Source organism: Klebsiella sp. D-Nf1, from assembly GCF_002810515.1.
Lineage (GTDB): Bacteria > Pseudomonadota > Gammaproteobacteria > Enterobacterales > Enterobacteriaceae > Klebsiella > Klebsiella variicola.
In genome coordinates this window covers 305,264-317,219 of sequence record NZ_PIOK01000005.1, presented here as the reverse complement: position 1 = coordinate 317,219, position 11,956 = coordinate 305,264, and the positions used below count along the sequence as shown (strand labels likewise).

Below are 11,956 nucleotides of genomic sequence, written 5' to 3'. Positions count from 1 at the left end.
TTGGCATAGGCTTTTCGCCATGAAATTCGTATAATGCGCCCCACATTCGTTTCAAGCCGGAGATTTCTATCATGCGTCCAGCAGGTCGTAGCGCTAATCAGGTGCGTCCCGTCACCCTGACCCGTAATTACACAAAACACGCTGAAGGCTCCGTGCTGGTCGAATTCGGTGATACCAAAGTGCTGTGCACCGCTTCCATTGACGAAGGCGTTCCGCGTTTTCTGAAAGGGCAGGGACAGGGTTGGATCACTGCCGAATATGGCATGCTGCCGCGCTCAACGCACACGCGTAACGCGCGTGAAGCGGCAAAAGGCAAGCAGGGCGGCCGGACGATGGAAATTCAGCGTCTGATCGCTCGCGCGCTGCGCGCTGCGGTTGACCTGAAAGCGCTGGGCGAATTCACCATCACCCTCGACTGCGATGTGCTGCAGGCAGACGGCGGCACCCGGACCGCGTCTATTACCGGTGCCTGCGTGGCGCTGGCCGATGCGCTGAACAAGCTGGTGGCAGCCGGCAAGCTGAAAACCAACCCGATGAAGGGGATGGTGGCCGCGGTGTCCGTTGGTATCGTTAATGGCGAAGCCATTTGCGATCTGGAGTACATCGAAGATTCCGCCGCGGAAACCGACATGAACGTGGTGATGACCGAAGATGGCCGCATTATCGAGGTGCAGGGCACGGCAGAAGGCGAGCCGTTCACCCATGAAGAGCTCCTCACTCTCCTGGCGTTAGCCCGAGGGGGGATCGAATCCATTATCACGACGCAGAAGGCGGCGTTAGAAAATTAATGATTAAGGCGACTGAGAAGTCGCCTTTTTTTTTGCGCTTCATCCTTCATTACACCTGCGAAGGATGAGCGCGTAGTCTGACAATGATGAAAGTACCAAAAGGAGCGAATCCATGAAGCCGTATCAGCGCCAGTTTATTGAGTTTGCGCTTAGCAAGCAGGTTCTTAAGTTTGGCGAGTTCACGCTGAAATCCGGACGCAAGAGTCCCTATTTCTTCAACGCCGGCCTGTTTAACACCGGGCGCGATCTGGCTCTGCTGGGGCGTTTTTATGCCGAGGCGCTGGTGGATTCCGGGATTGAGTTCGACCTGCTGTTTGGCCCGGCCTATAAAGGTATTCCGATCGCCACCACCACCGCGGTGGCGTTAGCCGAGCATCATGACCGCGATCTGCCTTACTGCTTTAACCGCAAAGAGGCAAAAACTCACGGTGAAGGTGGCAATCTGGTTGGTAGCCCGCTGCAGGGGCGTGTGATGCTGGTGGATGACGTGATCACCGCCGGTACGGCGATCCGCGAATCCATGGAGATTATCCAGGCCCAGGGCGCGCAGCTGGCGGGTGTACTGATCTCCCTGGATCGTCAGGAGCGCGGCCGCGGCGAGATCTCCGCCATTCAGGAAGTGGAGCGGGATTACGGCTGCCAGGTGATCTCAATCATCACCCTGAAAGAGCTGATCGCTTATCTGGAAGAGAAACCAGAGATGGCGGAATATCTGGCGTCAGTTCGCGCCTATCGTGAAGCCTACGGCATCTGATGATGCATCCGGCAGCCTCGGCTGCCGGATATTTCCTCTATACCAGCTTAGCGCCCTGCGCATTGACGTACAGCGAATAGATTGACGTACTGGACGCCATAAACAGCCGATTGCGCTGTTCGCCGCCAAAACACAAGTTCGCGCAGCGCTCCGGCAGTTGAATGGTGCCGATATGCTTACCCTGAGGGTTAAAGATCCGCACGCCGTCGAGTTCTTCGTTTCCGCTTCCCCATCCGCACCACAGATTGCCGTCTGCGTCGCAGGCGATCCCATCGGCGGTACCGTTGCCACAGTCGAGATACACCCGTTTATTTTTCAGCGTATTGCCTTCCACGTCCCAAGTCAGAATTAAGCGGTTCGGTGTCGCCCGGCTTTCCACCACGTACAGGGTCTTTTCGTCCGGCGAGAAACACAAACCATTTGGCCCTTTTATGTCGCCCAATACCACGCTTAGTTTGCGGCTTTCTGGCTCCAGGCAATAGACGTTTTGCGGCAATTCTGGCGTTGCTTTGTGGCCTTCGTAAAAGCCGCTGATGCCAAATGGCGGGTCGGTAAACCAGATGGTACCGTCTGACTTCACAACGATATCGTTTGGGGAATTGAGGCGCTTACCTTGGTAGCTATCGGCCAGTACGGTGACAGATCCATCGTATTCGGTACGCGTAATGCGGCGGGTGTCGTGCTCGCAACTGATTAAGCGCCCCTGTCTGTCGCGGGCGTGGCCATTGCTATAATTGGCCGGGTAGCGAAAGACGCTGGTTTCTCCACTGATTTCATCCCAGCGTATGATGGCGTTATTCGGAATGTCGCTCCACAGCAGCATTCGCATGTCGCCGAACCAGACTGGGCCTTCCGCCCAACGGAAGCCGCTGGCGATGCGTTCAACCTTTGCGCTGGCAAGCATATAGCGACGAAAGCTGGCATCGACGGCCACGATGCGTGGGTCAGGATAGCGTTCCGAAGGGGCCCATGCTGCGAAGCTTTTTTGACTGACTAGTAGTGATGCGGTTGCCAACCCGCCTATCTTCAATAAATCCCGCCGTGACGTCGCCATCAAATCTCTCCTTGTCGGGTGGTGTTGGGGGAGGGTGAAACGATCAGCAAGCTGGATAGTAGGAAAGGAAAGCGGAAACGCGCATTGGGCAATTCAACCAATGGCCCTGGGATTTGCAACAAACTTACGCAGATTGCGAGGAGAATCATGCAGCCTGGCGGCTGCATGTGAGGATTTACTGCAGCTGTGCGGCGACCAGCGGCCAGCGGGCCTCGAAGTCATCCGTCGGACGATATTTGAACTCGCTGCGCACAAAGCGCGACAGCATGCCCTCGCAGAAGGCCAGCAGCTGGCTGGCCAGCAGGGTTTCGTCGAGGGTGTAGCCTTCGCCTTCACGCATTTTTTTCTCGCGCATCACCTGACGCAGCTGTACTTCGATGCGTTCAAAAAGCTGGTTGATGCGGCCCTGTAGCCGGTCCTGTTCGAACATCAGTGCGTGCCCGGTGAGGATACGCGTCAGCCCAGGATTACGCTCGCCAAAACCAAGAATCAACAGAACGATCAGGCGCAGGCGCGCGGTCGTGTCCTTTTCATCTTTCAAAATCAAATTGATGCGCGTAATCAGACTGTCTTCAATGAACTCGATCAGACTGTCAAACATGCGGGTTTTGCTGGGAAAATGGCGATACAGCGCGGCTTCAGAGACGCCGACGGAAGCCGCCAGTTTCGCGGTGGTAATACGTTGACTACCATCGCTGGATTCCAGCATCAGCGCCAGAGATTGAAGTATTTCTTCGCGACGATTCCGTTTCGCAGTTTGCTTTTCTGCCATGTTTTAAAATACCCCTGAAAATAAGCACTTGTCAGGCAGACATCCACAACGCGACCGCAAACCTGAGTTTGCGGTGATGTTATTGCATTATGCGCGTTGGGATGCAGGTTCCGTGTTGCTGGGCTTATTTACGCCCTGAGTGACCGAAGCCGCCTTCGCCGCGGTCGGTGGCGTCAAACTCTTCCACCAGGTTAAATTCCGCCTGCACGACCGGCACAAAGACCATCTGTGCGATACGTTCGCCCGGCTCGATGATGAAGCTCTGCTGACCGCGGTTCCAGACGGACACCATCAGTTGCCCCTGGTAATCGGAGTCGATGAGCCCCACCAGGTTGCCCAGCACCACGCCATGCTTATGACCCAGGCCGGAGCGCGGCAGGATCACCGCCGCCAGAGAGGGATCGGCGATATGAATCGCAAGGCCCGTCGGCAACAGCGTGGTTGCACCCGGCGCCAGCTCTACGGCGTCGTCGAGACAGGCTCGCAGGTCAAGTCCGGCGGAGCCGGAGGTGGCATAGGTCGGCAGCGGAAATTGCTGGCCGACACGCGGGTCCAGAATCTTAACGTCGATTTTTTTCATCATAACGGGTCACGATCTCGTCGAGTAATAATTGGCCCAGGAGTTCCTTGCGCTCAAGTGGTAAGCGCTTTTCCCCATCCTGCCAGAAAAGGTGTAATGCGTTGCTATCGCTATTAAAGCCCTGATTAGGCTGAGAAACATCGTTGGCGCAAATCAGGTCGAGGTTTTTGCGGGCACGTTTTTGCCGCGCATATTCTTCCACATTATTCGTTTCGGCGGCAAACCCAACGACGTAAGGGCGATGCGCTTTTAGCGCCGCAACCCCAGCGACAATATCGGGGTTTTTAATCATTTTTATTGTTAATTCATCACCTTGTTTTTTAATTTTATCTTCGGCGATGGCGGCAGCGCGGTAATCCGCCACCGCGGCGCAGCCAATAAAAATATGCTGCTGTTGGGCGCTGGCCTGGACGGCCGCTTCCATTTCCAGTGCGGTAGTGACATCAATGCGCTGCACAAACGGCGGTGTCGGTAGCGATACCGGGCCGCTGACGAGAGTGACCTTCGCACCACGCTGCGCGGCAGCGGCGGCAATCGCGAAGCCCATCTTGCCTGAGCTGTGGTTGCTGATGTAACGCACCGGATCCAACGGCTCACGGGTCGGGCCCGCGGTAATCATGAGGTTGAGATGTTGCAAATCTTTGACAGGGGAGGCGAAATGCTGCGCGGCCATCTCCACGATGGTTAACGGATCGAGCATTCTCCCCGGGCCGACGTCGCCGCAGGCCTGGCTGCCGCTGTCCGGTCCCCACAGCAGCAGGCCGCGGGAAGCGAGCGTCTGCAGATTGTGCTGGGTGGCCTGCGCGCGATACATCTGCTGGTTCATGGCGGGCACCACGGCAACCGGGGAAGGGGTGGCGAGGCAGATCGTCGACACCAGATCGTTGGCCATGCCGGCCGCCACGCGGGCAATTAAATCGGCGGTTGCCGGGGCGAGGATCACCAGGTCGGCCCATTTTCCGAGCTCAATATGGCCCATGGCCGCTTCCGCCGCCGGATCGAGCAGGCTGTCGGAAACCGGATAGCCGGATACCGCCTGCAGGCTGAGTGGGGTGATGAATGCTTTTGCCGCCTCCGTCATTGCGACGCGCACCTCCGCGCCGCGTTCACGCAGTCGGCGCACCAGTTCCGGGGTTTTATACGCCGCGATACCGCCGCTGACGCCCAGGACGATTTTTTTACCCGCCAGAGTCATCATGATGTATTCCTGTTGCCGTAGACCAGAATCCGCGCATCTTATCACAATCCTGTCGCCGTCGTGCCTCTGGTGGGCATTCACTTTGCGAGCGGCTACGCAGGGTGAAAAGCCGCGGGTCGGCAGCGCCGTCAGGCTGTGCCAGGATAGCCTGATTAACGCAGGAGGGCGCATGGACGGAACGGAAAATCTGATGCCACGGGAGAAGATGCTGCAATACGGCATCGAAGCGCTAACGGATGTTGAGCTGCTGGCGCTGTTTCTGCGTGTCGGCACGCGTCGTCAGGATGTGCTCAGCTATGCGCAGGCGTTACTGCAGCGTTTTGGCTCGCTCTACGCTCTGCTTTCCGCGGATAAAGCGCAACTGATAGCCGTGGATGGACTGGGGCTGGCGAAATATGCGCAACTGAAGGGCATTGCCGAGCTGGCGCGACGCTATTTTAGCTCGCAGCTGGTCGAGGAGGCTGCGCTGGTCAGCCCCTCAATGACGCGGGAATTTTTACAAAGCCAGCTCACGGAAGAGGAGCGCGAGATCTTTATGGTGATCTTTTTAGATAATCAGAACCGCGTGTTGAAACATAGTCGCCTTTTTTCTGGTACTCTTAGCCACGTTGAGGTGCATCCGCGAGAAATTGTACGCGAAGCCATCAAAGTGAACGCTGCCGCCGTGATCCTTGCGCATAATCATCCCTCCGGTAGTCCGGAGCCGAGCCAGGCTGACAGGCTGATTACCGAAAGGGTGGTAAAATGTTGTCGATTCATGGAGATACGCGTGCTTGACCATCTGGTTATCGGCCGCGGTGCGTATGTATCTTTTGCCGAGCGTGGCTGGATTTAGCCCCGAACTGGCGATCCTTCGGGATCTTTGTCTGTTCGGGACTTGAGCACATCGCCGAGTCAGCGTATACTACGCCACCTTTGAGAATCTCGGGTTTGGCATTTGGGCCTGGCAGTCGAGAGTTCACATTGAACTGCGATGACCAGGCTGTAAAGCCTGACGAGGCGCCAATACCCCATACGAAGCTCGAGCTAATTTGATTTTTGGAGAATAGACATGTCCCGAGTCTGCCAAGTTACTGGCAAGCGTCCGGTGACCGGTAACAACCGTTCCCACGCACTGAACGCGACTAAACGCCGTTTCCTGCCGAACCTGCACTCTCACCGTTTCTGGGTTGAGAGCGAGAAGCGTTTTGTCACCCTGCGCGTATCTGCTAAAGGTATGCGTGTAATCGATAAGAAAGGCATCGATACAGTTCTGTCTGAACTGCGTGCCCGTGGCGAAAAGTACTAAGTACTTAGAGGAAATAAATCATGGCTAAAGGTATTCGTGAGAAAATCAAGCTGGTTTCTTCCGCTGGTACTGGTCACTTCTACACCACCACGAAGAACAAGCGTACCAAACCGGAAAAAATGGAACTGAAAAAGTACGATCCGGTTGTACGTCAGCACGTTATCTACAAAGAAGCTAAAATCAAATAATTTTCGCTTTCTTGTAATGAAAACCCCGCCCCGGCGGGGTTTTTTATTGCCATTATTCAGGCAAAACACCTTCAAAACTTATCATATATCCCTCTTTTAATTATTAACTCAAAATCAATTAACTTAATGAATATAAAGGTTTTTCTTGTCTTGCTTGTATAGTCTGTCTATTCTTCCGGTACAGAAAATCAGCGACAGGGATTGTTATGGCCTCTTTTATTCCAGATGTTTCATTTATCGATAACAGCGAACAGCGTACACCGTTAATTTTGGTCCTCGATTGTTCAGGCAGCATGCAGGGCCAGCCCATCGCCCAACTGAATCAGGGGCTACAGCTGCTGGAGGAAGAGCTTAAGCAGGATGTCATCGCCGCTAAGCGCGTTCGCCTGCTGGTGATTAAATACGGCGGCTATGATGAATGCGAGCTGTATGGCGACTGGTGTGATGCGATGGACTTCATCGCCCCCGAGCTTGAGGCCAGTGGCCTGACGCCCACCGGGCAGGCTGTTAGCCTGGCGCTGGGCGAAATTGAAGCGGAAAAACAGCGCCTGAAAGCGGCTGGCGTCCCCTATACCCGACCATGGCTGTTTTTAATGTCGGATGGCGAGCCCACCGACAACTGGCAGGCGGCAGCGCAGGCGTGCCGTGATGCGCAGGCGGCAAATAAAGTCGCTGTGTTTCCGATTAGCGTAGGACACGAAGCAACTGAGTCGATGGGGCAGTTCAGTCGTAGCGGCATTAACGGCGTGAAGCAGCTGAAGGGATTGCAGTTCCGCGAGCTGTTCCTCTGGCTCAGCGCCAGTATGCAGGTGGTGTCGCAGTCGACACCGGGCGGTAAAGCACAGCTACCGCCGACGGATAGCTGGTCCGAAATTTCGGTCTGATACGATGAACTGGCGCGTATACGCAGCGTCGGTCATGGGTAGCAGCCACCGACAAAATCAACTTCCCTGCCAGGATGCCTTTTGCTATCGCCAGCTGGGCGAACGGCTTGTCGCCGTCGTATGCGATGGTGCAGGCTCTGCCGCTTATAGCGAACAGGGCGCAGCGTTGGTCGCGCATGCGCTGGCCGATCGCCTGGCGACATTCATCACGGCGCCGGATGAAAATCAGCTGGCGACGTTGCTCGGTAGTGTGCGCGAGACCGTGCTGCTACAGGCGCAGGCGCGGGAAATTTCCGCGGGCGATTTTGCCTGTACCGTTCTGGCTGCCTGGCTGGGAGAGGCCGCCTCTGTGATAGTGCATATTGGCGATGGCGCTGCGGCGTTAAGCCTGGATGCCGAACAGCACTTCTCCCTGCCTGAAAACGGCGAATACGCTAACCAGACCTGGTTCCTGACCAGCGACGACTGGCGGGAGCATTTACATATCAGCCAGTTTTCTGGCAGAGCCACGAGACTGGTGATGATGACTGACGGCGTGCAGCCGTTCGCGCTCAATCGGCGTGGGGATGCGCTGTTCTCTCCGTTTATCGATCCGGTTTTGCGTTATGTGCAGCAGGTCTCAGAAGCTGAAGGAAGCGAAGCGCTGCGCGCCACGCTGGACGACCCGCGCACCTGGGCGATAACCGGTGATGACAAGACGCTTCTGGTAGCCCTGCGTCATGAAGCATAAAAAGCTGCCAGCCTGCTATGACGGACAGCGCCGCACGGTACGTCTGGGGAAACTGATCAAGAGCGGCGGCGCGGGGAGTGTTTATTTCCTGGCGGATGACCCTTCCCGCGTTGCTAAACTTTACCATCCGCAGACCGATACCGCTTACTACCAGCGCAAGCTCAACGCCATGCTGTCGCAGCGGCCTGAGATCCCCGCCCCCGCGGAAGGTGAGTCGATTGTCCAGTTGGCATGGCCCGACTATTTGCTCTACGACGAGCGCAAGCGCGTAGTGGGCTTTGTCATGCCGGTTCTCGACACCCAGCGCACCATTGAGCTGGAGTATATTTTACAGGCACGGCAGGCGAAGGCGCACCATCTGCCGGAAGGGATAGGCGCAAAAGTCAGTCTGGCCAGCAACCTTGCCACCCTGGTATCGGCGCTGCATGCCCGACAGCACCGGGTTATCGATATGAAGCCGGTCAACCTGCGTTTCTATCGCGACAGCCTTTATATCGCGCTGCTGGACTGCGATGGCTTTAGCATTCAGGGCGAGGGAGAGCGTTTCCCTGCCGGGCAGTTCACGCCGGATTATCTGGCGCCTGAGTTTCAACGCATCGGCCAGGTCCCCGGCGAGCAAGAGGAGGCGCAGGACCGCTTTTCGCTGGCGGTGATTATTTTCCAGCTACTCAATCACGGAATTCATCCCTACAGCGGTCGCTCGATATCGGCGAAGGTACCTGATGATTTACCCGGTCGTATCGCCGCTCGTTGTTACGCCTACGGTATCAATGCCGCAAAAAGTAGTGTTCCGGTGCCGGGCAGTACCCACCATTTGCTGCCAGTTGAGCTGCGTAAGCTTTTCGATCGCGCATTTAGCGATTCACCCGCCCGACGACCTTCCGCCGATGAATGGGCGCAGGTGCTGCGTCCTTATGCGCTACGCAGCACGCAAAAAATTACGCTTTGTCACCAAAAACACCAGCATTTTGCCGGGATGCCGTGCCTGGTCTGCGCGCGGAAAAAACAGGTTGTTGCGGGAATAAAACAGGCAAAGCAGCGTAAGCAAGCGGAAACCGATCGCCCGCGGGTCGCGCCGGTAATGCGGCAGCCTCGCAGGGCGCCAGCCGCTGCCGTACCTCGTCAACCTACCGGGCCGGGGCCGTTAACCCTGTTGTGGCGCAGTATTCGCAGCAGCGTTCCTTCGTTTGCCTGGCATGGCGCGCTGGCGCTGATGAGTACGCTGATTATGGGGGGGCTGGCGCGCAGTTTTGCCCGGCTCAACGGTTCTGGTCCAGCATGGTTTGATATTGCGGCGTTACTGATTATTTTTATCTGGGTGGCGGCGCTGATATTCCGGTCCATTATTCGGAGTAAGCCATAAATGACGCTGAAATTAAGATATCTCATTCTCTTTTTCGCGTTGTTGATGGCTTTTGTGGCGCCGGATTTAGTCTCCTTGCTGTGGTCCGCACCGTTCCGCTTAATGGATACACTGCCGCTGTTACCTGCCGCGCTCAATGATCCTCAGCGTTTATATCTCTATGGCCTGTGGTTGGGGGGAACGATCTATTTTTCTGCCCTGATGTGGGTGGCGGTTACCCGACGCAATAAAGGCTATCTTGCCGTCGCCGTGGCGCAGATTGTTTTTGTCATCGGTATTACGCTATGCAAGGTGCCTTTTGGCGAACAAAACCAGCGGCGCTGGCAGAGTATGAATCAGCTGGAAATGCCCGCCTGGACCGATTTTCTCTATAACCGCCATGCCCGTTTTATTCAGATAGCGCTGCGTGGGGGGCCGTTGAATCAGCACAACATCACCGAGCAATTTCTCGCGCAGAAAAAAACGCTGGCGGTGCTGCCGCTTGGCTGGAATGAAGAAGATGCTGAAGCTGCGGATGCGCTCTGGCAGCAGGCGCTGGGCTATCGTGAACGGGAAGCGAAAGCATTACCCAAAATGATGGACTATCTGGCCTGGATGCCGGACCGTGGCGATCTGACGCTGGCCACGGCCGTCCTGACGCTGACGAGCGAGGCGGATAAAGCGCAGGCGGAAACGGCGTTTCGCCGGGCCATTGCCATTGCGCCGGAAAACCCGGATGCCTGGCTGGGCTGGGCATTAGCATTGATCCAGGCCCGCGATGATGAGCGGGTGCGAAATTCGCAGTTTCAGCCGTTCACAAAGAGCATTACGACCGGATTGTTAATGGCGGAGGGTCTGAAGGATAGCCCTCGTCAGCCTGCGCTACAGCAGCGGCTGGCAGCATACATCGCGCAAATGCCAGCGGAAGATCGGCAAATCCTGCTCATTTTGCAGGCGCGGATGCAGACGCGCTCCTGCGACTTGCCGTTGGATAAGTATGCAACAGAACAGGGTGAAGCGAGCAAGGTGCTGCCTTTGGCAAAATCAATCGTGTTTAAAACTGCTCCCGTGCGTAGCGTCAGCCCGATTAACGAACGCTTTCCAGGCCACGTCAGCATTGATACGGCGCGCTATGGCATCAGGAAAGAGAGTTTGCAGGCGATGCTGTATCCGGCGATACACAAATATATCAAGTCAGCGACGACCATACTCTCGCTGGATACCGACGCCAGCGGCGAGCTGTTAAACGTGGTCGTTGAGTGCAGCAGCGGCGTTCCCGAGTTCGACCAGGCGGCGTTGCACTATGCGCAGGAGTGGCGTTTTGGTTCTCACCGGCAGGGAAAACGCGTATTGATGCCGGTGAGCTTTATCAGCGATCGCGTACCGCCGGAAGAATACTATGGGGAGATGGAGGCGCGGGCGATGCGCATTTCCCGGCTGGCCGCTCGTCATGATAAAACGGCGATGGAAAGCGCCGCGAAGGAAATGGTTGCGCGATTTACGCGAATGAAAACGCTGTTTCCGCAACAGAGACTGAGCGCGGAAGAGGCGCATCAGTTACAGCTTATCTACCTCAAAAAGCGGGATAAAACGACCAAAGGCAGAATGGAAAGCTTTACTGAAATGACGGAGGCGATGGAGGCTCTGGTGGATACGCACCCGTACTACGCGCCCTTATTGAAGGATCTGGCGTTCAGAAAAAGTTACGCTTCCTTTGAGGAGAAGCGGGCAGCATGGTCGCAGCTGCTGGCGCTGGCGCCAGAGGATCCGCAGGTGTGGATGGCCTGGGGGAGCGTGTGGGCTGAGCGCGATCCTGAGCTGTATATGGGCGCGATGATCGCTTCCATGCTGCTACAGCCGCTCACCGAGGATACCGAGCAGAAAATAGAGAATATCAAGACGAAGCTGCTGATGCGGGTTGGCATGGGGCCACGTAAGGCGATTCTTTCGGCAAAGGTCTACGCCGACTATGGCGATATCCTTGGGGAAAGAACGAAAGGGGAGGATACGGCGAAGGCCGCGGCGATCTTACCCGCCAGTAAAAAACTGGATCGTCAGGAAACCGTCGCCCCCCTGGATCCAGCGCAGCGCATGACGGTTGATATCGATCAGGATGAGGTGTTGAACGCCGCTCTCTTCAACGTGGAGTGGAAGGCGCCGCAGAGGCCGGACGAACGGCGGGCGGAACTGACCGTTGATATCGATGACACTGGCATGCCGACGCTGGTTCTCATCAGCAAAAGCAGCGAAGTGGAACAGTATGATGCGCAGGCGGTCAATATGCTGTGGCGCTGGAACTTTAAACCGCAGCCTGATGGCAGGCGGATGACCGTTGGTGTGAATTTTCTCCACTAATCGCGTCGCTGCCTCCTGAACGA

The 11,956-nt window shown here is 56.3% G+C and carries 13 protein-coding genes; 9 read left to right on the top strand and 4 right to left on the bottom strand.

From position 1 onward, the window contains the following. Nucleotides 1–71: 71 nt before the first annotated feature. Together rph and pyrE are read left to right on the top strand one after the other, a co-directional pair. The gene (gene rph / locus CWM54_RS20440; protein WP_002922602.1) at nt 72–788 is read left to right on the top strand and encodes a ribonuclease PH; all 717 of its coding nucleotides are present in this window, start codon (nt 72–74) and stop codon (nt 786–788) included. 112 nt (nt 789–900) lie between these two features. Beyond that, nucleotides 901–1,542 carry an orotate phosphoribosyltransferase gene (gene pyrE / locus CWM54_RS20435; RefSeq protein WP_008806829.1) on the top strand — a complete coding sequence of 214 codons (642 nt, stop codon included), beginning with the start codon at nt 901–903 and terminating at the stop codon, nt 1,540–1,542. 37 nt (nt 1,543–1,579) lie between these two features. On the opposite strand, the gene CWM54_RS20430 is transcribed toward pyrE, so the two are convergent. The 4 genes from CWM54_RS20430 to coaBC form a co-directional block, all read right to left on the bottom strand. Beyond that, on the bottom strand, nt 1,580–2,596 hold the full coding sequence (locus CWM54_RS20430) for an SMP-30/gluconolactonase/LRE family protein (RefSeq protein ID WP_100698262.1): 1,017 nt from the start codon (nt 2,594–2,596) through the stop codon (nt 1,580–1,582). 175 nt (nt 2,597–2,771) lie between these two features. Further along, a complete protein-coding gene (slmA, locus tag CWM54_RS20425) occupies nt 2,772–3,368 on the bottom strand; it encodes a nucleoid occlusion factor SlmA (RefSeq protein WP_008806831.1) in 597 nt (198 codons plus the stop codon). Between the two features lie 124 nt (nt 3,369–3,492). Continuing rightward, nucleotides 3,493–3,951, bottom strand: coding sequence for a dUTP diphosphatase (gene dut, locus CWM54_RS20420; protein WP_012540306.1), 459 nt, complete (start codon nt 3,949–3,951; stop codon nt 3,493–3,495). Beyond that, nucleotides 3,929–5,143, bottom strand: a complete 1,215-nt coding sequence (coaBC, locus tag CWM54_RS20415; protein ID WP_074387093.1) for a bifunctional phosphopantothenoylcysteine decarboxylase/phosphopantothenate--cysteine ligase CoaBC — start codon at nt 5,141–5,143, stop codon at nt 3,929–3,931. The genes dut and coaBC overlap by 23 nt, the downstream gene beginning before the upstream one ends. A 172-nt stretch (nt 5,144–5,315) precedes the next feature. Here coaBC and radC point away from each other — a divergent pair, with 172 nt between their 5' ends. The 7 genes from radC (at nt 5,316) to CWM54_RS20380 (ending at nt 11,933) form a co-directional block, all read left to right on the top strand. Beyond that, the gene (gene radC / locus CWM54_RS20410) at nt 5,316–5,981 is read left to right on the top strand and encodes a RadC family protein (protein WP_061152949.1); all 666 of its coding nucleotides are present in this window, start codon (nt 5,316–5,318) and stop codon (nt 5,979–5,981) included. Between the two features lie 216 nt (nt 5,982–6,197). Continuing rightward, nucleotides 6,198–6,434, top strand: a complete 237-nt coding sequence (gene rpmB, locus CWM54_RS20405; protein ID WP_002436699.1) for a 50S ribosomal protein L28 — start codon at nt 6,198–6,200, stop codon at nt 6,432–6,434. A 20-nt stretch (nt 6,435–6,454) separates the two neighbouring features. Beyond that, the gene (gene rpmG, locus CWM54_RS20400; protein WP_002922510.1) at nt 6,455–6,622 is read left to right on the top strand and encodes a 50S ribosomal protein L33; all 168 of its coding nucleotides are present in this window, start codon (nt 6,455–6,457) and stop codon (nt 6,620–6,622) included. A gap of 206 nt (nt 6,623–6,828) precedes the next feature. Further along, nucleotides 6,829–7,506, top strand: a complete 678-nt coding sequence (locus tag CWM54_RS20395; protein WP_061152950.1) for a vWA domain-containing protein — start codon at nt 6,829–6,831, stop codon at nt 7,504–7,506. A gap of 4 nt (nt 7,507–7,510) precedes the next feature. Beyond that, nucleotides 7,511–8,236, top strand: a complete 726-nt coding sequence (locus tag CWM54_RS20390; protein ID WP_100680975.1) for a PP2C family serine/threonine-protein phosphatase — start codon at nt 7,511–7,513, stop codon at nt 8,234–8,236. Next, nucleotides 8,226–9,599: a DNA-binding protein gene (locus tag CWM54_RS20385; protein WP_100698260.1), complete on the top strand. Its 1,374-nt coding sequence runs from the start codon at nt 8,226–8,228 to the stop codon at nt 9,597–9,599. The genes CWM54_RS20390 and CWM54_RS20385 overlap by 11 nt, the downstream gene beginning before the upstream one ends. Further along, the gene (locus CWM54_RS20380) at nt 9,600–11,933 is read left to right on the top strand and encodes a TonB family protein (RefSeq protein WP_100698258.1); all 2,334 of its coding nucleotides are present in this window, start codon (nt 9,600–9,602) and stop codon (nt 11,931–11,933) included. Nucleotides 11,934–11,956: the final 23 nt, after the last annotated feature.